18 protein-coding genes and 1 pseudogene are annotated in these 22672 nt (G+C 51.2%); 15 read left to right on the top strand and 4 right to left on the bottom strand.

All coding sequences use genetic code 11. The annotated features are described in order from the left end of the window. Positions 1-20: 20 nt before the first annotated feature. A complete protein-coding gene (locus tag G614_RS0115045; RefSeq protein ID WP_002583224.1) occupies positions 21-950 on the bottom strand; it encodes a LysR family transcriptional regulator in 930 nt (309 codons plus the stop codon). Between the two features lie 387 nt (positions 951-1337). Between G614_RS0115045 and G614_RS0115050 the strand changes: the two genes are divergently transcribed. The 4 genes from G614_RS0115050 (at position 1338) to G614_RS0115065 (ending at position 5950) form a co-directional block, all read left to right on the top strand. After that, positions 1338-2693: an enolase C-terminal domain-like protein gene (locus G614_RS0115050; RefSeq protein ID WP_027642610.1), complete on the top strand. Its 1356-nt coding sequence runs from the start codon at positions 1338-1340 to the stop codon at positions 2691-2693. Positions 2694-2727: 34 nt separating this feature from the next. Further along, positions 2728-3225 carry a tripartite tricarboxylate transporter TctB family protein gene (locus tag G614_RS0115055; protein ID WP_027642611.1) on the top strand — a complete coding sequence of 166 codons (498 nt, stop codon included), beginning with the start codon at positions 2728-2730 and terminating at the stop codon, positions 3223-3225. Between the two features lie 10 nt (positions 3226-3235). Beyond that, complete coding sequence (locus G614_RS0115060; RefSeq protein WP_027642612.1) at positions 3236-4759, top strand: tripartite tricarboxylate transporter permease; 1524 nt, start codon at positions 3236-3238, stop codon at positions 4757-4759. 144 nt (positions 4760-4903) lie between these two features. After that, positions 4904-5950 carry a tripartite tricarboxylate transporter substrate binding protein gene (locus G614_RS0115065; RefSeq protein ID WP_242828101.1) on the top strand — a complete coding sequence of 349 codons (1047 nt, stop codon included), beginning with the start codon at positions 4904-4906 and terminating at the stop codon, positions 5948-5950. A gap of 80 nt (positions 5951-6030) precedes the next feature. Here G614_RS0115065 and G614_RS0115070 read toward each other — a convergent pair whose 3' ends face one another. Further along, on the bottom strand, positions 6031-6933 hold the full coding sequence (locus tag G614_RS0115070; protein WP_027642614.1) for a LysR family transcriptional regulator: 903 nt from the start codon (positions 6931-6933) through the stop codon (positions 6031-6033). 214 nt (positions 6934-7147) lie between these two features. Here G614_RS0115070 and garD point away from each other — a divergent pair, with 214 nt between their 5' ends. The 3 genes from garD (at position 7148) to G614_RS32790 (ending at position 10958) form a co-directional block, all read left to right on the top strand. Beyond that, a complete protein-coding gene (gene garD / locus G614_RS0115075; protein ID WP_027642615.1) occupies positions 7148-8665 on the top strand; it encodes a galactarate dehydratase in 1518 nt (505 codons plus the stop codon). 309 nt (positions 8666-8974) lie between these two features. After that, positions 8975-10306: an enolase C-terminal domain-like protein gene (locus G614_RS0115080; RefSeq protein WP_002583217.1), complete on the top strand. Its 1332-nt coding sequence runs from the start codon at positions 8975-8977 to the stop codon at positions 10304-10306. A gap of 382 nt (positions 10307-10688) precedes the next feature. Next, positions 10689-10958: an enolase C-terminal domain-like protein gene (locus G614_RS32790; protein WP_027642616.1), complete on the top strand. Its 270-nt coding sequence runs from the start codon at positions 10689-10691 to the stop codon at positions 10956-10958. Between the two features lie 166 nt (positions 10959-11124). On the opposite strand, the gene G614_RS0115090 is transcribed toward G614_RS32790, so the two are convergent. Continuing rightward, positions 11125-12033: an AEC family transporter gene (locus G614_RS0115090; protein WP_027642617.1), complete on the bottom strand. Its 909-nt coding sequence runs from the start codon at positions 12031-12033 to the stop codon at positions 11125-11127. Positions 12034-12235: 202 nt separating this feature from the next. On the opposite strand from G614_RS0115090, the gene G614_RS0115095 reads away from it, so the two are divergent. From G614_RS0115095 to G614_RS0115135, 8 genes are all read left to right on the top strand, one after another. Continuing rightward, a complete protein-coding gene (locus G614_RS0115095) occupies positions 12236-13672 on the top strand; it encodes a serine hydrolase (RefSeq protein WP_027642618.1) in 1437 nt (478 codons plus the stop codon). Between the two features lie 134 nt (positions 13673-13806). Beyond that, positions 13807-14457, top strand: a complete 651-nt coding sequence (locus G614_RS0115100; protein ID WP_044917898.1) for a precorrin-2 dehydrogenase/sirohydrochlorin ferrochelatase family protein — start codon at positions 13807-13809, stop codon at positions 14455-14457. Beyond that, positions 14450-15358: a hydroxymethylbilane synthase gene (hemC, locus tag G614_RS0115105; protein WP_027642620.1), complete on the top strand. Its 909-nt coding sequence runs from the start codon at positions 14450-14452 to the stop codon at positions 15356-15358. Before G614_RS0115100 ends, hemC begins: the two co-directional genes overlap by 8 nt. Position 15359: 1 nt before the next feature. Next, entirely contained in the window at positions 15360-16940 is a 1581-nt protein-coding gene (cobA, locus tag G614_RS0115110; protein ID WP_027642621.1) for a uroporphyrinogen-III C-methyltransferase, read from the top strand. 509 nt (positions 16941-17449) lie between these two features. Continuing rightward, the gene (locus tag G614_RS0115115; protein WP_027642622.1) at positions 17450-19168 is read left to right on the top strand and encodes a carbon starvation protein A; all 1719 of its coding nucleotides are present in this window, start codon (positions 17450-17452) and stop codon (positions 19166-19168) included. Between the two features lie 341 nt (positions 19169-19509). After that, positions 19510-20268, top strand: a complete 759-nt coding sequence (locus tag G614_RS0115120) for a GH25 family lysozyme (RefSeq protein ID WP_027642623.1) — start codon at positions 19510-19512, stop codon at positions 20266-20268. A 19-nt stretch (positions 20269-20287) separates the two neighbouring features. Further along, the gene (locus tag G614_RS27615) at positions 20288-21049 is read left to right on the top strand and encodes a hypothetical protein (RefSeq protein WP_242828102.1); all 762 of its coding nucleotides are present in this window, start codon (positions 20288-20290) and stop codon (positions 21047-21049) included. 439 nt (positions 21050-21488) lie between these two features. Further along, positions 21489-22367 (top strand): DUF362 domain-containing protein, encoded by an 879-nt coding sequence (locus G614_RS0115135; protein ID WP_027642624.1) that lies wholly within the window; start codon positions 21489-21491, stop codon positions 22365-22367. Positions 22368-22395: 28 nt separating this feature from the next. Here the strand turns inward: G614_RS0115135 and G614_RS31760 are convergent. After that, positions 22396-22672: pseudogene (locus G614_RS31760) on the bottom strand (IS630 family transposase); the annotation flags it as partial.

A 22672-nucleotide genomic window follows, 5' to 3' on the forward strand; every position in this document is an offset into this window, starting at 1 on the left:
GGCTCCAGCCTTATAAAGTCTTAATCTGTATGTAAGGCCGTTGTCCGGTCTCCCCATTGTTCCTTCATCAGATCGATGAAGCTGCGTGCGGGGCGGCTGAGATAGCGGCCTTTTTTGTAGCTGGCCGTAAATTGCCATGTGGGGCGGGAGGGAAGATGGAAACAACAGAAGTCCTGGTCCATGTCCTTCACATAGTAGTAGGGCAGGATTCCGCAGCACATGTTGGCCCGTATCATGGAGATAATGGTATGGTTATTGCCTGTCTCAAAGAGGACCTGGGGTGTAAAGCCTGCCTCCGAGAAAATACGGTTCAGCATGGTGTTCATGGTGGAATGGCGGTCCATGAGCACAAAGGGCTCGTACTGGAGCCTTCGGATATCCAGGGTGGCATAGTCCTCCCCCTCCTCAGGCGCCACGCTTGCCAGCGGATGTCCGGCGGGAATAACCAGATATAGTTCTTCCTCGTATATGGGTTCATAGATATCGTCGGTCCTGTCCTTGTCCGTAAGCGTCAGGAAGGCAATGTCCAGGCCGCCAATGGATATCATCTTCTGAAGATGCTTTACAATGCCCTCCTGGGGCTCGATGATGACGTTGGGATAGAGCTGGTGGAAGGTGCCGTATACCTTTGTAAACATATTGATGCCGCGTCCTGCCGTAAAGCCCACGGAGAGATGGCCGCATTTGCCGTCAGACAGGTCGTGGATGGTCTGGTAGGTTTCCCGCTTCAGCCTCATAATTTCCTTGGCATTCCGGATGTAAATTTCCCCGGCCTCCGTCAGATGCCAGTTGGTGCGGGAACGGTGAAACAGGGGAGTGCCTAATTCCTGTTCCAGTTTAATGAGCTGCTGGTTCAAAGCGGACTGGGTGATGAACAGCTTATTAGCTGCATGGGTAATGTTGTTTTCTTCCGCAATTTTTAAAATATATTCAATCTGCCGTGTGTCCATGGTATTCTCCTTTTTCCATCCCGATGTATTTATTTTAACCCATAAAGGGAAAGCGTGCAAGATTAACTATAAGATTTATTAAGAGTAAATATAAGTTTTATAAACTTTACTTGATGAATCTGGTCGTTTATACTTGACAGTGTTAAGAAAACATTAAGAAACAAGGGAGCTGGGGCGAATAACATTAAGAAAACGTAAGGACAGCAATTAGAGATTCTTATTGACCCGATTAATATTAACAATTGGAATCCGAAAATCGTTCCTGTTATAATGCATACATAAAGAGGAATTATACAGCAAAAAGCATACATAATAACATCCTTATCTGGATGCGCTCAACTCGTATGTAAGCACTATGTACAAAGCAAGAAAAAGGGGACAAACAATATGATGGAACACAAAGGCACACCTGTTGTAACTGATATGCAGGTCATTCCCGTAGCCGGATATGACAGCATGCTGATGACATTAAGCGGAGCCCATGCGCCCTGGTTCACCAGGAACCTGGTCATCTTAAGGGACAGCTCCGGTCACACGGGCATTGGCGAGATTCACGGCGGGGATTACACATGCGAGGCGCTGAACAGCTGCATCCCTCTGGTAGTGGGACAGCCAGTGGGCAGATACAGGAATATCCTGGATACCATTCACAAGAGCAGTACACGGGCGGCGGAGGACGATGGGGAGGGTATCCAGACATTGGATATCAGCAAGCTGAAATTCGTTGTCAAAGCTGAATGGGCAGTCGAATGCGCCCTTCTGGACCTTCTGGGCCAGTATCTGGATTTGCCCATGTGTGAACTTCTGGGCGACGGAAAACAGAGGGACCAGGTGGAGACCCTGGGGTATCTGTTCTATGTAAGTGATAAGGAAAAGGCTGCGCCGGCCCTTCCCTATATCGATGAAACAGGAAGCAGCGATGCCTGGTTTCGTCTCAGGCGGCAGGAAATGCTGACGCCTGAGCGCATCGTGGAGCAGGCGCAGGCATTAAACGAAAAATACGGCTTCAGAAACTTCAAGCTGAAAGGCGGGGTCCTCAGGGGAGAGGAAGAGATGGAAGCCATGTGCGCATTGAAAAAGGCGTTTCCTGAGGGGCGGATTAACATTGACCCCAACGGGGCCTGGAGCCTGGAGGAGGCCATCCGCATCTGCAGGCCCATGGAGGGAGTGCTTACCTATGTGGAGGACCCATGCGGCCCGGAAGCAGGCTATTCCAGCCGGGAGGTGATGGCGGAATTCAAGAATGCGGTAAAGCTGCCTGTGGCCACCAACATGATAGCAACGGACTGGCGGCAGTTCTATCATGCAGCAGCCCTTAAATCCGTGGACATTGTCCTGGCAGATCCGCATTTCTGGGGATTCGGGGGAAGCGTCCGCATGGCCCAGATTTTAAACGACTGGGGTCTTACCTGGGGCAGCCATTCCAATAACCACTTTGACATCACCCTCACCGCATTTGCCCATGTGGCCGCGGCTGCTCCCGGAACTCCCACGGCACTTGACACACACTGGATTTGGCAGGACGGACAGAATCTGTTAAAGGATACGCCGGAAATCGCAAACGGGTATCTTCAGGTACCGGATAAGCCGGGTATGGGTGTTACCATCGACATGGGCAAGGTCATGGAGGCCAATGGGCGCTACAACCGCCTTCCCTCCCATGAAAGGGATGATGCCATGGCCATGCAGTATCTGATTCCCGGCTGGAAATACGACTGCAAAAAGCCTGCGCTGGTCAGGTAAATCCAGGCAAATCATAAAAAAAGGGGTAGAGAGAATGTTTATTAAAAAGTATGGGGATATCATTGTCGGAGTATTCTTCATTTTATTATCCGCAGCCATGATGGTCATGGCCAAGATGCTTCCCAAGTCAACGGTCATGGATATCGGACCTGATTTTATGCCCATGTGCATCGGCGTCATGACCTTTGTACTGGCAGCAGCCCTGGTATTGCTCAATATCAAAAACATGAAAATATATGTGGCCCAGGCTGAGGCCGAGGGACCGGAAAAGGCCGACTACAAGAGGGTGCTCACAAGCTTTATCATTATCCTGGTCTATGTGTTCGTGCTCAAGTCCGTGGGCTTCATCATCAGCACTCTGGTCTATCTTCCCGTCCAGATGTTCATCCTGGCGCCGGAAGAACGGAGAGGAAAAAAGGATGTCATTCAGCTGCTGATCACTGACGTATTGTTTACCTTCGTGGTATTTTTCTTGTTCCGCTACGGATTCAAGATTGTGCTGCCTGCAGGTATCTTTACCATCAACTTATAGGAGGTAGACCATGAACGCATTAGCATCTTTGGGCGGTGCCTTTGTAAGCATCTGCCGCCCCACATCCTTACTGCTCATGGCGGCAGGAGTGGCAGTGGGAATAATATTCGGTTCCATTCCGGGACTCTCAGCAGCCATGGCAGTGGCATTGTTCCTGCCTCTGACCTTCAGCATGACGCCTTCCATGGGCATGAACCTGCTGGTGGCCGTGTACATAGGCGGTATCTCAGGAGGTCTGATTTCAGCCATTCTGCTCAACATGCCGGGAACCGCGTCATCCATCGCAACCTGTTTTGACGGACACCCCATGGCAAAGAATGGGGAAGCCGGCAGAGCCCTTGGATACGGCATTGTATTCTCTTTCCTGGGTTCCGTGTTCTCCTTCCTGGTGCTCACCTTCTGCGCGCCGCTGCTGGCAGACATTGCCCTGAAGTTCACACCGGCTGAGAACTTCGGCATTTCATTCTTTGCGCTGACAATGGTGGCGGTACTGGCCTCCGGTTCCATGGTAAAGGGAGTGCTGGCCGGTATGCTGGGGCTTATATTTGCCCTGGTCGGCATGGCGCCCATTGACGGAACTCCCAGGTTTACCTTTGGAAGCAGCTCACTGATGGCCGGATTTGACACCCTTCCAACCCTGATTGGTATTTTCGCTATCTCCGAGATCCTGATAACGGCAGAGAGCATGGGAAACGGCAAGGTGGAAGCCATGAAGATGAAGCCCATCAAAGGCTTTGGATTTACATGGAAGGAGTTTGTATATCAGATTCCCAACGCCATCCGTTCCGCACTGATAGGAACAGGAATCGGCATCCTGCCCGGCATTGGCGGCAGCACGTCCGGCATGCTGTCCTATGTGACTGCCAAGAACATGTCCAAACATCCCGATGAATTCGGCAAAGGCTGCCCGGACGGTATCGTTGCCACAGAGACCGCCAATAACGCCACCATCGGCGGGGCCATGATTCCCCTGCTGGTACTGGGCATACCGGGAGACGGTGTTACAGCCATGATGTTAGGCGGATTCCTGATTCACGGACTTTCAGCAGGTCCATTGCTTTTTGTCAAAAACGCGGATGTGGTATACGGTATATTTGCAGCCTGTATGCTGTGCAGCCTTTTTATGCTGATAATCGAGTTCTTTGGAATCAAGGGATTTGTTCAGCTGCTCAAGATACCGAAGCACATCCTGATGCCTCTCATTCTGGTTCTGTGCTGTGTGGGCGCCTATGCCACCAACAACCGTATCTTCGATGTACAGTCCATCATCCTCTTCGGAGCCGTGGGCTACTTATATCACAAGTTCAAACTTCCCACCACGCCCTTTGTGCTCTGTTTCCTGATAGGCGAGATGGTGGAAACCTATCTGCGGCGCGGTATCATGCAGTATAAGTCCTTTGGCGCATTCTTCAAGCGGCCTATATTCGATGTGTTCTTCTTCATCGCCATAGCCGTTGTGGTCTGGTCCATTTATAAAGAATGGAAGATGACTAAGGCAAGGAAAATGCGGCAGGTTTCAAAGCAGGATGAGTAAGAAAATTTATATATGATTCCGGCCCCAATCGGCTGAACCGGAATTTCCGAAAAATCAGCCGAATCCGGGGCGGGTACATATAGAGGGGTATTACCAACTAAACAAAAGACCCGGATGGGTCATCAGAAAAGGAGAGTAAAAACAATGAAAAAAAGATGGTTAGCAGGAATGATGGCAGCAGCTATTGCACTGAGCATGACTGCTTGTGGAGGAGGAACTGCAAACAGCACTGCCGCAGCGGCAGCTGATACCACCGCTGCCCAGACAGGCGCTCAGGCAGCCGCGGCAGATACAGAGGCACAGGCATCTGACTGGGCCCCCAGCACAACGGTTTCCATCGTGGTTCCGGCTGGCGCCGGCGGCAATACTGACCTTTCCGCCCGTGTATTCGCGGAGTATGCCAAGAAGATGACAGGCGCTGATTTTATCGTTGTAAACGCAAACGGCGCGGCCGGCTCCGTGGCTGCCAACCAGGTGCTTTCCGCTGCGCCGGACGGCCATACCTTCCTGTACGGCCACAATCTGGTAAACGTAGCCAACATTGCCGGTGTAACGGATTATAACTACACTGCATTTAAATTAGGACCCACATTTGCACTTGATCCTGCACAGCAGATGTATGCAAACCCGGATAAATACAAGACCCTGGACGAGTTCATCGAGGCAGCCAAGGCAGCTCCCGGACAGCTAAAGGCATGTACCGAGGTTGGCGCCTACACCTACTACGAGCTGCTGGCATTTGAGGAGGCGGCGGGAATTGATCTGGATTTAGTGGACGTGGGATCCAACTCCGACAAGGTGGCAGCTATGCTGTCCGGACAGGTGGACCTGATGCCGGGCGCTTACATCAACTGCAAGGATTATCTGGAAGCAGGACAGTTTGTATGTCTGGGCGCTCCAACTGAGGAGAGATATGACCTGATTAAGGACATCCCAACCCTGAAAGAGCAAGGCGTTGACCTGGTATACCCTAACTGCGAATTCTCCTTCTACTTTCCAAAGGAAACACCTGACAGCGTAATCGCATGGTATGACAACCTGGTAAAAGAGATGACATCTGATCCGGAAGCCCAGGAAGCCATCAAGAAAGTGGAGATGGAGCCATATTACTTAAGCGCAGCCGACTCCGAGAAAAACGATGAGAGAATCTACACTGAAATCAAGGAGATTGCAGACGATTTAGCAAAATAACCATCTAATCCAGGCTTTCAGGCAGCAGGGACGGAAAACATGGCCCCGGACAGAATCCATCTGTTCCGGGGCCATGACGTTTAACCCTGATTGGAGAAGTAGTGGAGGATATCGTGGCAGAGAGTGCTTTCCGGCCGGTTCATGACCCAGTTCTTTCTGGTCACAAAGGCGTTCAAACGGTACAGCCTGGGCTCCAGCGGATAGTAGGATACATGCTCCCTGTCTATGGCACAGGAGGCTCCTATGAAGGTGATGCCGATTCCCATAGCCACCATGCTGCGGGTGGCTATGATGCTGTTGGTCTCGCACATGGTACTGGGAATCCAGCCGGCGGCCTCGATAATCTGGTCGGTCAGACAGCGGAGAGTGGAGCCCCTCTTGGACATCAGTATATTATCCTCGCTGAAATACCTGGCAAACTCAGGTATGGTAACGGGCCGCCCCGGATTAATCCTGCAGTAGGGATGGGTTCTGGGGATGGCAAAGAATATTTCCTCCCGTCTGAGCACATGGGCTTGGTCCCGCGAAAAGGGCTCCACGGTATTGAGAGCCATGATGCCGCAGTCAATGTTTTCCTCCAGAATAAGCTGGGTAAGGGAGGGAACATTGGTTTCGGATATCTCGATGGTCACATCCGGGAATCTGGATTTGAAAGGCGGAATCAGCTCTGTCAGCATCCTGAGGGCAAACTGGGAGGTGACTCCAATGGTGATGTGTCCCCGGTTGTCCAGGTTTTGTATGTTCTGATAAAGATTGTCCTTAATGGCCATGACCTTTTCCGCCGCGTCAATATAGAGCCTGCCTGCTGCTGTGAGAGTAAGCCTGCCCTTGCTCCGGTAAAAGAGCGGGGTGCCCAGTTCGCTCTCCAGCTTGGACAGATACTGGCTCAGAGTGGACTGGGATACAAACAGTTCCTCCGCGGCTTTTGTCATGTTCTCCTTTTTGGCTATGGTCAATATATAACTCAGGTATTTTGTGTCCAATTGGCTGGCCTCCTTGCGCTGAACCAGTTTTTTGCCGGTTCTTTAACGTTATTATAGCAAAGAAACACAGCCCTTGAAAGCAAAACAGAACTATTAATAATTCTAAGAGAAAGCTTAAATTTAATAATTTTACTTATGAGTACCCCATTGATATAATTAAGCCAATGAAAAATACCATAGATTTTGAATCCAATCACAGCAGGAGGAGACAAAAATGAGCAGTCCTTTATACATTAAAATCAGCGATAAAGACAACGTGGCCATTGCGGTCAATGACATTCCGGCCGGAACCCTGGTCATGGACGGCGTGCGCGCGAAGCAGGACATTCCGCAGGCCCATAAGATAGCCCTGTGCGACATACCGGAAGGCGGTAAGATTATCCGGTACGGCGTGGTCTTGGGATATGCCATTAACCCCATCGGAAAAGGGCAGTGGATTAACGAAAAGATGCTGGAGCTTCCCACCCCGCCCTCAGTGGACGAGATGAAATTTGCCGCCAATCTGGTGACAGATCTGCCAAAACCGCCTGTGGACACCTGGGAAGGGTATGTAAATCCAAATGGAGGATATGCCGGAACCCGCAACATACTGGGTATCAGCACCACGGTCCAGTGTGTCACAGGCGTTCTGAATATAGCCGTGGCCAGGATGAAGAGCGAGCTGCTTCCGAAATATCCCAATGTGGACGACATCGTCCCCATCAACCATGCTTACGGCTGCGGTGTGGCCATCAATGCACCCGAGGCAAAGGTCCCCATCCGCGCCCTGAGAAACCTGGCCAAGCATCCCAATTTTGGCGGGGAGCTGATGGTCGTGGGGCTGGGCTGTGAAAAGTTCACCGTGGAAATGCTCCTTGACCAGGCGGATATTTCCCCTGACAATGTCATCATACTGCAGGAGAAAAGGGGCTTTGACGATATGGTAAATTCCCTGATGGAGATGGCGGACAGGAAGCTGGCCAGGCTTAACCGGAGAAGGCGCCAGACACTGCCCCTTTCCGAACTTCTGATTGGCATGCAGTGCGGGGGCAGCGATGCCTTTTCCGGCGTCACGGCCAACCCCAGCGCAGGCTATGCCGCGGACATGCTGGTAAAGGGCGGCGCCACGGTCCTGTTTTCCGAGGTGACGGAGGTAAGGGACGGCGTGTACCTTCTGGGAGAGCGCTGCGTCAGCGAGAAAGTGGGGAAGAAACTGGCAGCCGAGATGAAATGGTATGACCATTACCTGGAAAACGGCCAGGTGGACCGCAGCGCCAACCCCACTCCGGGCAACAAAAAGGGCGGGCTCTCCAACATCGTGGAGAAGGCCATGGGCTCCATTGCCAAGTCCGGCACCTCCCCCATCGTGGAAGTACTGTCTCCGGCGGAAAAACCTTCCCAAAAGGGGCTGATTTACGCTGCCACACCGGCCAGCGACATAGTCTGCGGACCCTGCCAGCTGGCCAGCGGCATCGGACTTCAGGTGTTCATGACAGGAAGAGGAACTCCTTACGGCCTGGCCATTGCCCCGGTCATCAAGGTGTGTTCCAGAAATGACATGAAGATGCAGTGGCAGGACCTGATTGATGTAAACGCAGGCCCCATTGCCACCGGAGACGCCACCATCCAGGACATCGGAACCCAGCTGTTCCATGAGATTGTGGATGTGGCCAGCGGCAGGAAGCAGAGCTTTGCGGAGAAGTATAAACTGCACAATGATTTGTGCATCTTTAATCCTGCGCCGATAACCTGATGAAAAATCCATTCATTAATTTAATCCCAACCACTGGAACCCTCCGTAGCTGCATGTTATAATCAATATAATGTTGGGGTAAACAAATCGGAAGCGGCAGTTTTTACTGCCGCTTTTTTTGAACATTTTTCCGTATTGGCCTTCATATAAACACGGTTTTCCCAAAAGCCGGGCAGCCGAAAACAATAAGTTTTTCTAAGAATGAAAATAAATTTAAGTAATTTGACTAAGTGTACATTCTCTTATAAAATAAAGATAACAACAACGAAATTCAATCAAATCCTATCAAATAAAAGGAGAGCAACGATTATGACAACACCTGTAATCACAAAGATGGAAGTGTATCCGGTAGCAGGAAAGGATTGCATGGAGCTGAACCTGAGCGGCGCCCACGCACCTTATTTCACAAGGAATGTGGTGGTTCTTTACGCGGATAACGGCGAGATGGGCGTGGGTGAGGTTCCTGGCGGCCAAAAGATTACCAAGGCCCTGGAGGAATGCATTCCGATGGTGGAAGGAACCAGGATTGGCGAGTATAAAAGCACTCTGTTAAAGATAAAGAGATACCTGGATTCAAAAGGTGAGGAGGACGTGAGAGGAAATCAGACCTTTGACCTGAGGACCGGAGTTCATGTTATCACAGCCATTGAGGCGCCCTGTCTGGATTTGCTGGGAAAACATCTGGATGTTCCTGTATGTGAGCTGCTGGGCGATGGACAGCAGAGGGACAAGGTAAGAATGCTGGGCTACCTGTTCTTTGTGGGGGACCGCAATAAGACGGACCTGGCATACGATGCCGAACCGGACGCGGACTGCCAGTGGTACAGAATCCGCCATGAGGAGGCGCTCACCGCAGACAAGATTGTGGCTTTTGCCAGAGCCACAAAGGAGAAATACGGGTTCCAGGATTTCAAGTTAAAGGGCGGAGTCCTTGCAGGGAATGAAGAAATGGAAGTAATCCGCGCCTTAAAGAAGGAGTTTCCGGATGCAAGAATAGACCTGGATCCCAACGGAGGATGGCTCCTGGAGGAAGCCGTGGAGTATGTAAAAGGTATGCAGGGCATCCTGACCTATTGTGAGGACCCGTGCGGGGCCGAGGGCGTTTATTCGGGCCGTGAAATTATGAGCGAGTTCCGCCGCCGTACCGGATTCCCCACAGCTACCAACATGATAGCGACAGACTGGAGAGAGGTGGGTCATTCCCTGGAATCCCAGGCAGTGGATATTATTCTGGCCGACCCCCATTTCTGGACCATGAACGGTTCTGTAAGGGTTGCCCAGATGTGCCATGATTTCGGATATACATGGGGCAGCCATTCCAACAACCATTTTGATATTTCGCTGGCCATGTTTACCCAGGTGGGAGCAGCCGTGCCGGGTGAATATAATGCGCTGGATACCCACTGGATTTGGCAGGAGGGACTGGAGCGCCTGACCAAGGAACCCCTGCAGATTGTAAACGGCTGTGTGGAAGTTCCCAGGAAACCGGGACTTGGCATTGATGTGGACCTGGAACAGGTAAAGAAAGCCCATCAGCTGTATCTGGACAACTGTCTGGGCGGCAGGGATGACTCCGTTGTCATGCAGTATCTGATTCCGGGTTGGAAGTTTAATTCCAAGAAACCCTGCCTGGTACGCTAGATCCTGTCTGAAACGCCATTGCATTCAGCTGTTTCAACGACAGCGGATTCTGAGTATTCAACGGAATGTTCGGTCTGACAGGACTTGAAGGACCAGCTGAAATGTAAGACGGCAAGCTGTATATTGCATATACTTGAGCAGACAGAATTTCCCCGCTGTCTGCTCATACTGTTTTCTGTAAATCACACATTTTGATAATAATCCAGTACAGTATCTAAAAACTTGACACAGGCATTTGAATGTACCGCGTTGTTTTTCCAGGCAATTGTCTTGCGGGCAGCATAGGGATGCAGCTTTGAGACAAGGAGCAGCGTGGTTTCTAATTTCCCGATTCTTTTAATCGTCCAGGCTGAAGGCTGTCCGTGAAGCGATTGGGCCTGATGTGGACATTATTATTGAAAATCACTCCTTTACAGACGCACAGTCATCCACTCAGATTGGCCTGACAGCAAAAAAATATGATATCTTTTACTTCGAGGAGCCCACGACCCCCACGCCCCAGCTCAGCAAATATGTTCACGATAACACGGGACTGACCGTTGCAAACGGGGAACGGATTTATACAAGATGGCAGTATGCGGATTATTTTAAGGAAAATGCAATCCAGGTGATCCAGCCGGATATCGGAACCTGCGGCAGCCCTGCAGATTGAGGCCGCAATTCCGAATTTCGTCATCCATGAGCATCACACCTATGCATTAAGCCCATTCAACAGGGAGCTTTGCATTTATGATTACCAGCCGGAACATGGCAAATACCAGGTGCCGGACCGTCCCGACATGTATTGTTGTCCTGCCCTGTTCGTTTCATCTGTATTCTCATAAAAGCAGCATCAGAACCGGTATGGTTGCCAGGGACATGATGGTGGTGGTGACAATACAGCGGGAGGCGTAATCCTCATCCGCCCCGTATTTGGCTGCCAGAAGGGCACTGGTGCTTCCCGCAGGCATACCGGTAAGGATAAGGGAGACACCTGCCAGCATGGGCTCCGCGTGAATGAGGTTCAATATAAACAGGGCCACTAAGGGCAGCGCTATGAGACGCACAAAAGCCAGATAAAAAATACTTGGCTCCAGAAGTTTTTTCCACGGAACCCCGATGAGCATGGTGCCAATCACCATCATGGAAAGAGGTGTGGTGACGGCTCCTATATTGGCAACGGCCTCGTCTAAAAAGCCCGGAACCGGAAATCCGGTCATCCTGCGGATAATGCCCAGAAATACAGTGACGATACAGGGATTCAGAAGGATATTCCTGCATTTTGTCCTGAAATCAGCGGTGGTGAACATGGCCAGGCCCGCGGTCCACATGAAGATACGGTTGGGAATGATAAAGATGGATGCGGCAAAAAGACCGTCGCTTCCATATACCGCCGACACCATAGGCATTCCTAAAAACCCTGAATTATTGACCAAAGTACAGTATTGAAGGATACTCTTTTTCTTTTGCGGGTATTTATTATATATAACTTTTCCCAACAGAAAGGAGAGGATGGAGATGGCAACAGCCACCACCAGGATTAAGGCTGTCTGTATCAGCACCTCCGGGGTCAGGGGCTTGTTGAAGGAATTAAAAATCATGCACGGCAGGGTGATTTTAAGTATGATGTCCACCAGTTTTTTCTTGGTTTCCCGGTCAATGAGTCCTGCCTTCATGCAGTACATCCCCACAGCCAGGTAAACCAGAAGTACCATCTGGGCATTGAGCATTCTCGAAAAGCTTTCCATAAGTTCGGTTCCTCCAATGATGTATAAAATAATGGCACTGTTTCCAGGGTGTGCCAGTTAAAGTATACCGCAATTCCCATTGCATGGCTAATTAGTTTTTCAACGAGATACAATTAGAAATTTTAATTCATTGACAGCGGCCCTTTATTAAAATATAATCATGGATAGGCTGTTTTATTTTGATGAAAAAGAAGAGGTAATTATGCGTCGTATATCCTACATAATCACAAGTCTAATCATGGTCTTTTCAATGACCACCATCACTGCCTTTGCAAAACCGGACTGGCCCATAGATACAGGGGTTCAGTCAGAGGCAGGCATTGTCATGGATATGGATTCCGGGGCCGTGCTGTTTGCCCAGAACATACACGAGCAAAAGATTCCGGCCAGCATCACCAAACTGCTGACAGCTCTTGTGGTTATTGAAAATACCAATGACCTGGACGCGCCGGTTACATTTTCCCATGACGCCATATACAACGTGGAATCCGGGGCCGGCAACAAGTTCAACCTGGAGGAAGGGGATGTATTAAGCGTCCGCCAATGTCTCTACGCCATGCTGCTCCAGTCATCCAACCAGTCGGCCAACGCCCTGGCGGAGTATGTGGCGGGCAGCAGACAGGCTTTTGTGGACATGATGAACCAGAGGATTGAGGAGCTTGGCTGTAATGAAAGCCATTTTGCCAATCCCTCCGGTTTGAACGACGACACCCAGCGCACCACGGCCTACGACATGGCCATCATAGCCAGGGCCTGTTTCCAGAACCCCACCGTGCTGGAGATTGCCTCAGCCAGGACTTCTTCCATACCAGCCACTACCAACAATCCCAATGGGCGGACATTTTCCATCGAGCACAAGATGCTGCTGTCAGACGATTCCAACTATTATCCCGACGCCATTGCAGGTAAGACCGGCTGGACATCCCAGGCCGGACAGACCCTTGTCACCTACGCCAGACGGGAGGGCAGAGGCCAGATTGCAGTCACTCTTAAGAGTACCCAGAAAACCCACTATTCGGATACAAAGACCATTCTGGATTTCTGCTTTGCAAAATTCAAGAATGTGAACATAGCTGACAATGAAACCGAATACGTCACAGGCAGCGCGCCTGTAACCATTGGGGCGGAGACATATAATCCTTCGGAACTCTCCATTGACAGCGGAGCAGTCATCACCATCCCCAATGACGCGCAGTTTACAGATGCGAACAAGACACTTGAGACGGATTTGCCTGAGGGCCATCCCCAGGAAGCCGTGGCCAGACTGGTCTACACCTATAACGAGCGCAGGGTTGGGGACGCGTGGATTTACAGCTCCAGTGCGCAGGCAGTAAACGCAACTCCCTCTGAGCCCGGCGGGGACACTCCACCGGAGAGCCGGCCTGCAGAGGACGGACAGGAGGGAAATACCGGCTTTACGCTTCCAAGGGCAGTGCTCATAGGCGGCGGCGCGGTCCTGGTTCTGGCACTGCTTGCAGGCGGCGGAGTATTCTGGTTTAAAAGACGGCAGGCAGCGGAGCGGGAACGCCAGCGCATCCTCAGGGAAAAGCGCAGACAGCGTCTGGCGGATATAGGTTATACGGAAGAGGATTTCGAGCGCCTGTTAGATGAACGAAGAAAGCAGCATGACATGCGCTGATCCGCATTATGTGACAGATAAAAATAGCAGGAAAGAGACGCAGACAGGAGGTTTCGTGAATGGCTGTCTGCGTCTTTTTCGGTACTTTCGCCCGGACGGATATGCCCGGGGATATAATGGGAGGAGCAAACTTCATGGCATATTTTCCGTTTTTTGCAGATATTGAGGGAATGAAATGGCTGATTGCGGGCGGCGGAGGCGTGGCCTTGAGAAAGGTGCGGGATCTGCTTCCCTATGGAGCGGTCATCGAGGTGGTATCCCCGGACATGTGCCCTGGTCTGGATGCGCTGGCGCAAGACAATGCATACACGGACGTCCTTAAGCTGACAAGAAAAGAATTCGGGGACAGGGACCTGGACGGGGCCGACTTTGTCATTGCGGCCACGTCTGAGCCTGGCCTTAACAGCAGGATATCCGCCCTGTGCCGTTCAAAAAGGATTCCTGTAAATGTGGTGGATGTGAAGGAGGAATGTTCCTTTATCTTCCCGTCCATTGTGCGGGACGGTCCTGTGGTGGTGGGAATTTCTACCGGCGGCATGAGCCCTGTCATAGCCAGGTATCTGAAGGCCAGAATCCAGTCCGCAATGCCGGACAGCCTGGGAGATCTGACAGCCCGGCTGGGGGCTTACAGAAAGACGGTCAAAGACCTGTTCCCTGACTCGCCCCAGGTCCGTTCAGCCCTGTTTTACGAGCTGGCGGAGGAAGGGCTCAGCCATAACGGCTGTCTCACACAGGAACAGGCGCAAATCATAATAAACAGAAAGCTGGAACAGAAACATGAATGATATCATCCGCATTGGAACAAGAAAAAGCGCGCTGGCGCTGATTCAGACACAGCTTGTAGCTGATGAATTAAGGCAGGTCTGTCCTGGCATACAGGTGGAAATCGTGACAAAGGATACCCTGGGCGATCGGATACTGGACAAGCCTTTACAGGAATTCGGGGGCAAGGGTGTCTTTGTATCTGAGTTCGAGCAGGCCATACAGGAAGGGGTCATAGACCTGGCGGTCCACAGCGCCAAGGACCTTCCCATGGAGCTGGCCGAAGGACTGACCATTGCAGCGGTATCCGGGCGGGAAGACCCGAGAGATGTGCTGGTCACCATGAGAGGCCATGAGATTCAGCCGGAGAGCATGGTCCGCATCGGCACCTCCAGCCCAAGGCGGCAGCTTCAGGCCGGGTTGATGTGTAAAACACTGTGGCCGGGGGCTGCCGGGACAGAATGCAGCACCCTCAGGGGCAATGTGCATACCCGGCTCAGAAAACTGGAAGAGGGGAACTTTGACTGCATCATCCTGGCGGCTGCCGGATTAAAGAGACTGGGACTGCTTGAACAGGATACCTACGAATATACCTTTCTCAATCCGGAAGAATTCATACCTGCCGGAGGCCAGGGCCTGATGGCGGTGGAGGCAAAAGCAGGAACCATGGCTCACAGCCTCACCCAGGCCATGGACCATGCCCACGGACGCCTGTGCCTGGAACTGGAGCGGAGAGTCCTTAAACTGCTGGATGCCGGATGTCATGAGCCTATCGGCATCTACTCTGTCCCTGATAATGGGCAGTTGGAGGTATGGGGCATCAGCAGCCGCAGGGGAGAGGTAAAGAGGATTCATCTTACCGGCGGTACGTCCCGGGAGGATATGGAAAAACTGGCGTTAGAAGCATGGAAAGGATTGATGTGATATGGAGAATACGGGAATGGTATATCTGGTAGGCGCAGGTCCGGGAGACCCGTCTCTGATGACCCTGAAGGGCCGGGCGCTTCTTAGCGCCTGCGGCGCCCTGGTCTATGACCATCTGGCATCCAGACGGTTCCTGGAATGGGTGCCCTCCACATGCCGCAAAATCTATGTGGGCAAGCAGGCCGGGCATCACTCCATGAAACAGGATGAGATAAACGCGGTTCTGGTGGAACTGGCCCTTTCAGGGCTTACAGTGGTTCGTTTAAAGGGCGGGGATCCCTTTGTGTTCGGGCGGGGCGGCGAGGAAATCCAGGCACTTGAAGCCCACGGTATTCCCTACGAAACCGTTCCCGGCGTGACATCCGCCATAGCGGTCCCGGAATGCGCCGGGATACCCGTAACCCACCGGGGGGTAAGCAGAAGCTTCCATGTGATTACAGGCCACACCCTGGACGGAAAGGACTGTCTCCCCCCTGAGTTTGAAACATACGGGTCCCTGCCGGGCACTCTGGTGTTCTTAATGGGCCTGGGACAGCTTCCGGCCATTACAGCCAGGCTGATTGGGGGAGGATTGGCCCCGGACACGCCTGCGGCTGTCATTGAAAAGGGCACGCTGCCGGACCAGAAGGTAGTCCGGGCGCCGCTTTCAGGGATTCACGCCAAGGTCATGGAGGAGGGGATCGGCACCCCGGCCGTCATTGTTGTGGGCGAAACCGCCTCCTTTCATATGAACTGCGATATGAAATGCAGTTTTACCGGTCCTCTGGCCGGATACAGAATCGGCATGATTGGCACACGGCATTTTACAGACAGCCTTGGGCATGCCCTGGAACAGGAGGGAGGAGAGGCCCGCCCAATCCTGGAAATGGAAGTGATTTCCCATGCAGCAGATCCTGCCATGCAGGAAGCTTACAGGAACCTGTCCGCATATACATGGCTGATATTTACCAGCGCCAACGGCGTGCGCCTGTTCTTTCAGGGAATGCAGCAGGCCGGCAGGGATTACCGCTCACTCGGTCATGTGAAATTTGCCGTTATCGGCGACGGCACCGGCAGGGAACTGGCGAATTTCGGTTTCCACGCAGACTATATGCCGGATTCCTTCTGCGCAGAGGCACTGGCGCAGGGGCTGGCATCCGTCCTTACCGGCAGCGACCGTATCCTGATTGCCCGTTCCAGGGGCGGCTCCCCGGTTCTTACCAGAATACTGGAAGAAGCCGGACTGGTTTATGATGATATTGTTCTTTACCAGGTGGAAGGCAGGCCGGTGAATGAGCAGAGTACGGAGGATACAGAAGGTCCGGCGGATGCCAAATCTCCTGAGGAAGAGGGATTTGATTACATTACCTTTGCCAGCGCATCCGGGGTAAGGGCTTACCTTTCAAGTGGCCTGGTTATAAAACCAGGACAAAGGTCAGGGCAGACAAAGTTTGTATGCATCGGGGATATAACGGCAGAAGAGCTAAAAAAGCATGGAACAAAAGCAGATATCACTGCCGGAACATACCATATACAGGGATTGGTGCAGGCCATTGTGAAAGACGCCATATCCCGTAAGACGGAGGGACCGGCATCTGTATAACCTGTAGTTATGAACAATATATAAATAAAGTATAAAAAAAGTGTTAAAATATCATTGATTTCTCTGTGTTAAAGTGGTAAACTTCTTGACATCAAGAGTTTGATACTTGAGAAAAGCAATGACTGGGACATGTCATGGTTTCAGATTCCGGCACAGAGAGCAGCCCGGCTGGTGGAAGGGCGCGCGCGAGGAATCATGGCCTCACCCAACAGCTTCTGTTCTGAACCCCTTTCCTGAGAGGGAGGATAGTAGGGATGGACGGGTTTCTTTCCGTTAACAAAGATTCCGGCTGACTGAGAGCAGCAGGAACTTAAGGGGCTGTTCTTTTAACGGGGCGGCAAACAGAGTGGTAACGCGGATTGATTCGTCTCTGCATCGCAAGGTGCAGGGACCTTTTCTTTTTACGGGCCCGGTCATTATTCTTTTCAGGGCAGGATGCTGCGGCATGATGTTGAGGCATTGCCTGAACAAACTCTTTGAAACCTACTTTATATATGTGAGGAGACTTGATGATGAATGGTTTAGTGATGATGCTTTTAGCCGTAGTGGTATTAGGCGGTGCCTATTTGCTTTACGGCAGATATCTGGCAAAGAAATGGGGCGTTGACCCCGATGCAAAGACACCGGCCTATGAGATGGAGGACGGTGTGGACTATGTGCCGGCTGATACCAATGTGGTATTCGGCCACCAGTTTGCCTCCATTGCGGGAGCAGGCCCCATCAACGGACCCATCCAGGCCGCCATGTTCGGCTGGCTGCCCGTCATGCTGTGGATTCTTCTGGGAGGCGTATTCTTTGGCGCGGTTCAGGATTTTGCCGCCATGTATGCTTCCGTCAAGAACAAGGGCCGTTCCATAGGCTACATAATCGAGGTCTATATCGGCAAGCTTGGTAAAAGGCTGTTCCTTTTATTTACCTGGCTGTTCTCCATCCTGGTAGTGGCTGCCTTTGCTGACATTGTGGCAGGCACATTCAATGGTTTTGATGCCGCCACCGGCGAGAGAATCGCTGCTAACGGAGCCGTTGCCACCACATCTCTTTTATTCATTGCATTTGCGGTTGTATTGGGATGCTTCCTGAAGTATGGAAAATGCAGCAAACTGGTAAACACCCTGGTTGCCATCGGCCTTCTTGTGCTGGCTGTTGCGCTTGGACTGGCGTTTCCCGTCTATGTGCCCCAGAGCGCATGGCTCATTTTCGTATTCCTGTATGTGATTGTTGCCTGCGTGACTCCGGTATGGGCCTTGCTTCAGCCTAGGGATTATCTGAACAGTTACCTGCTGCTGGCCATGATTATCGGTGCGGTTTTGGGAATATGTGTTTATAATCCGGCCATCAACCTTCCCTCCTTTACATCATTTGTATTTACAGATGCAAAGGGAAATATTTCCTATCTGTTTCCAACCCTGTTCGTGACAATTGCCTGCGGCGCCGTATCCGGCTTCCATGCTCTGGTATCCTCCGGAACAGCCAGCAAGCAGATTAAAAATGAAAAGAACATGCTGTCGGTATCCTTTGGCGCCATGCTGTTAGAGAGCCTTCTGGCCATCACCGCGCTGATTGCTGTGGGTGCGCTGGCTACCAGCGAAGGCCTTCCCACCGGTACGCCTCCCCAGGTATTTGCTAAGGCCATCGCCATGTTCCTTACCGCACTGGGAATGCCGGATTCCATCAGCTATACGCTGATAACGCTGTCCATTTCCGCATTTGCATTGACCAGCCTGGATTCAGTGGCACGTGTGGGCCGTATTGCTTTCCAGGAATTTTTCACCAATGATGATATTGATCCGGCAAAGCAGAGTTCCCTGAACAAGGTGCTGACAAACAAATACTTCTCCACCATACTGACACTGGCTCTCTGCTATGCGTTATCCAGGGCAGGTTATGCAAGCATCTGGCCGCTGTTCGGCTCTGCCAACCAGCTGCTTTCCGCACTGGCCCTGATTGCCTGCGCCGTATTCTTGAAAAAGACCCACAGACAGGGCGTTATGCTCTGGGGGCCCATGGTCATCATGCTGGGCGTCACCTTTACGGCCCTGACTCTCAAAATAAAGGACCTCGTATCAGCCCTGTCAAACCAGTTTGTATTCGGCAATGCCCTTCAGCTGGTGTTCGCAATTCTTCTTCTGATTCTGGGCGTGATTGTTGCCTTTGAAGGCATCCGCAAGCTTTTGGCTAAGGATACGGAGGCTGATAAGGCGGCTTCAGACAAGGGCGTGACTGCGTAAAAGGCGTGTGACGCGCAGAAAGCCGGAAGTGGGAATAATCCCGCCTTGCTGAAACATGATAATAAATAACGCATTGTTTATCTGTAATAAAAGGATGCAGGCTCCAAACAAGAGCGACGCATCCTTTTATTGTGTTTTAACCCGGAAACGATTATATTTTAATCAGAAACATACTGAGGTTGTCAGAAACGGGAGTTTACTTCTCAAACAGGTTCATTTGCACTTGAAAAGCCGGGACAAGTCATGCATAATAATAAATAATAAAACGTGAACCTTGCGATATTTCTATCGTATATCTTGATAAAATATACGGATACAGGTTCCGGAAAGCAGGATGGAAAATGAAACGCAGATACAAATGGCTCCGCATATTGGCCGCGCTGGTTGTTTTGGCAGCCTTTGCTGCCGGCATCATGGCTTATCTGATATGGAACGGACGGATTCTCTTAAATAATCCTTCCAGAACCCGTTATCCGGTGCGCGGTGTGGATGTGTCCCATTATCAGGGAGAAATTGACTGGGTAGTACTGGGGCAGCAGGATATTGATTTTGCTTACATCAAAGCCACGGAGGGCAGCTCCCATATAGATGAGAAATTTTCTCAGAACTGGTCCGGGGCGGCCCTGTCAGGACTGGCTGTGGGAGCATACCATTTTTTCAGCTTTGACAGCAGCGGAAAAGACCAGCTGGCGCATTTCATTCAGTGTCTGCCCCCCGGGGACGGGATGCTTCCGCCGGCAGTTGACGTGGAGTTTTACGGAGACAAGGCTGCCAATCCTCCAAACCCGGCGGATGTGGAGCAGGAGCTTGCGGTCCTGCTTGAAGGTCTGGAAAGACAGTACGGGATGGTTCCTGTCATCTATGCCACGGAGGAATCCTGGAACCTGTACATCCGCGGAAGATTTGACCAATATCCCCTCTGGATTCGCAACGTAAAGACAAAGCCCCGCACAGACGGAAAACCATGGCTGCTGTGGCAGTATACCAACCGCCAGCGTCTGGCGGGATATGAAGGAGAAGAGACCTTCATTGACATGAACGTGTATTACGGAAGCCGTGAACAGTGGGAAACCTGGTACGGGAATCGTAATAAATCGTAAGGAGGAGCAACGATTTTATATGGAACCAACAACAGAAGAAAAAACAGGACTAAAGCAGGGAAAAAACAAATGTCTGATTGTGTCAGTCCTGGCCGCCATACTGGTCTTAGCAGCCGGTATGGCTGTATTCATGACAAGAAACAGGGACGCCGGCACCGTGATAGCCGGTATGAATTATCATGAAGCTGCAGTGGATAATAAAATCTATACCTCATATTCCCAGCGTGATACGCGCTGGAGCAGCAGTCCTCTGGGCATTTCCAAGGACACCATGGGAAGTTCCGGATGCCTGACCAGCTGTATCGCCGCATCCCTGACCGCTCAGGGAATACACAGTTTTTCACCGGGGGAACTAAATCAGGTTTTCAATGAAAATAATGTTTACAACGGCCAGGGCTCCATTGTGTGGAAGGAACTGGAACAGGCATTGCCCTATGCCAGGGTCCGGCTGGACTGCGGTACAGCCAGTGAGAGCATCGACCGCCTGCTGGAAGAAAAAATGTATCCCATTGTAAAGGTAAGGCGGAAAAGCGGAGCAGTGCACTGGATTATGCTCACGGGTACGGAAAAGGATACTCACGATATCACGGCCATGGATCCCATTGACGGGTTTGTTCACATGAGTGATTATGATAACCGTATCTATGGGGTCAGGGTAGTGACCGGCAGCGTGGAAACACTGGAAACAACGGATATGGACTGGGAAGGCAATTTGAATTCCTTTCCCTCCATTCCCTATACTTTTCCCCAGTTGAACAGCTGTCCCGGCGCTTGCCTATAAGCTTGATGAGGAGAAAAACACGGTCACATTCTACGATGAATCAGAAAAAATCGTATCCTTACCGTTAGAGGACCTGGACAGCAGCCGCATTCAGGATGTCATTTACACTGATTTCGTGGCCTTTAAGCCGAACCAGACCGTTATCCGGGATATTGAAAAGGCGGGGACTGATTGCGGGATTAAATTGCGCTTTACGACATTTTAGGTTTTTGGACATTTTAAGAACAATTTACAAACATTCTACACAATCCCTCTTGACTTGGAGTTGACTTTAAGTTGTAGACTCTCATTATATCCAGGATTTATCACCCCAACAGGCCATCTGTCAGGGGTTTTACCTGTCCTGGACATTCTGCACCACAGTCTGTAAGAACTGCTGAAATGCAGACTGCCGATATGCGGACTACAGCCTGACAACATTTCAAGGAGGACAATCATTATGTCTATTGTTTACATGACAAAGGAAATCACACCGGAAAGCCTGGTCCGGATTTACCATGCATTGGGTATCTCGTTACCCGGCAGCGTTGCGGTGAAGATCTCCACAGGTGAACCGGGTGGCCGTAACTTTCTGCAACCAGAACTTATCAGGAACCTTGTACAGGAACTTAAGGGTACCATTGTTGAGTGCAACACTGCCTATGAGGGAAGAAGGAACACTTCCAAGGCTCACTGGGAAACCATGCGGGACCATGGGTTCACAGCCATTGCACCCTGTGATATCCTGGACGAGGAGGACCACATGCCCCTTCCGGTAACAGGCGGTTTTCATCTGACGGAAAACTATGTGGGCTCCCATCTTCAAAGCTATGATTCCATGCTCATGCTTTCTCATTTCAAGGGCCATGCCATGGGAGGCTTTGGCGGAGCCTTAAAGAACATGTCCATTGGCCTGGCATCTTCTTACGGCAAGATATGGATTCATTCTTCCGGCACCAGCACCAGGTTTGAGGATGTATTCACAGCTGACCACGATTCATTCCTGGAATCCATGGCGGACGCTGACCGCTCCGTCATGGACTATATGGGCCGGGAAAATATAGTGTACATCAATGTGGCCAACCGTTTATCCGTGGACTGCGACTGCGACGCCCATCCACATGATCCGGAAATGGGGGACATCGGCATTTTCGCCTCCACTGACCCTGTGGCCCTGGACCAGGCGTGCGTGGATGCGGTATACGCTTCTGAGGATGGCGGAAAGGCTGCTCTGATAGAGCGAATAGAATCCCGGAACGGGATACACACCGTGGAGGCCGCCCATTCTCTTGGCCTTGGCAGCCGCGGATATGAACTCAGATGTATCGATTCATACTAGTACAACTCGATTTAAATAAGCTTACAATTTAAGCATTGGTAGTAATCTGATTTCTTGGCTTACGTGTCCGTGCTTTGGGCGCACGTTTCCCTTGGTTTTCAGGACTTGCTGCTTTCGCATTTACAACTTCATAGACGATTGTGCCCACATCCTCTTCCGAAAGATCAATCGTGTCCAAGCGGTATTTCCATTTGTAGGGGACGGGAACCTCATTGATTTCTTCAAAGTATTTCAAAATCCGTTCCTTTAGTTCCTCTTTCGAGCCTACACGAATCCCGGACAACATCTGGCGGGTCATTTTGCTG

This window comes from [Clostridium] clostridioforme AGR2157 (assembly GCF_000424325.1).
Lineage (GTDB): Bacteria > Bacillota > Clostridia > Lachnospirales > Lachnospiraceae > Enterocloster > Enterocloster clostridioformis_A.

Coding starts and splice junctions, on each gene's coding strand:
- G614_RS0115045 (WP_002583224.1), bottom strand. CDS start 950: ATGGACACACGGCAGATTGAATATATTTTAAAAATTGCGGAAGAAAAC.
- G614_RS0115050 (WP_027642610.1), top strand. CDS start 1,338: ATGATGGAACACAAAGGCACACCTGTTGTAACTGATATGCAGGTCATT.
- G614_RS0115055 (WP_027642611.1), top strand. CDS start 2,728: ATGTTTATTAAAAAGTATGGGGATATCATTGTCGGAGTATTCTTCATT.
- G614_RS0115060 (WP_027642612.1), top strand. CDS start 3,236: ATGAACGCATTAGCATCTTTGGGCGGTGCCTTTGTAAGCATCTGCCGC.
- G614_RS0115065 (WP_242828101.1), top strand. CDS start 4,904: ATGAAAAAAAGATGGTTAGCAGGAATGATGGCAGCAGCTATTGCACTG.
- garD (WP_027642615.1), top strand. CDS start 7,148: ATGAGCAGTCCTTTATACATTAAAATCAGCGATAAAGACAACGTGGCC.
- G614_RS0115080 (WP_002583217.1), top strand. CDS start 8,975: ATGACAACACCTGTAATCACAAAGATGGAAGTGTATCCGGTAGCAGGA.
- G614_RS0115090 (WP_027642617.1), bottom strand. CDS start 12,033: ATGGAAAGCTTTTCGAGAATGCTCAATGCCCAGATGGTACTTCTGGTT.
- G614_RS0115095 (WP_027642618.1), top strand. CDS start 12,236: ATGCGTCGTATATCCTACATAATCACAAGTCTAATCATGGTCTTTTCA.
- G614_RS0115100 (WP_044917898.1), top strand. CDS start 13,807: ATGGCATATTTTCCGTTTTTTGCAGATATTGAGGGAATGAAATGGCTG.
- hemC (WP_027642620.1), top strand. CDS start 14,450: ATGAATGATATCATCCGCATTGGAACAAGAAAAAGCGCGCTGGCGCTG.
- cobA (WP_027642621.1), top strand. CDS start 15,360: ATGGAGAATACGGGAATGGTATATCTGGTAGGCGCAGGTCCGGGAGAC.
- G614_RS0115115 (WP_027642622.1), top strand. CDS start 17,450: ATGATGAATGGTTTAGTGATGATGCTTTTAGCCGTAGTGGTATTAGGC.
- G614_RS0115120 (WP_027642623.1), top strand. CDS start 19,510: ATGAAACGCAGATACAAATGGCTCCGCATATTGGCCGCGCTGGTTGTT.
- G614_RS27615 (WP_242828102.1), top strand. CDS start 20,288: ATGGAACCAACAACAGAAGAAAAAACAGGACTAAAGCAGGGAAAAAAC.
- G614_RS0115135 (WP_027642624.1), top strand. CDS start 21,489: ATGTCTATTGTTTACATGACAAAGGAAATCACACCGGAAAGCCTGGTC.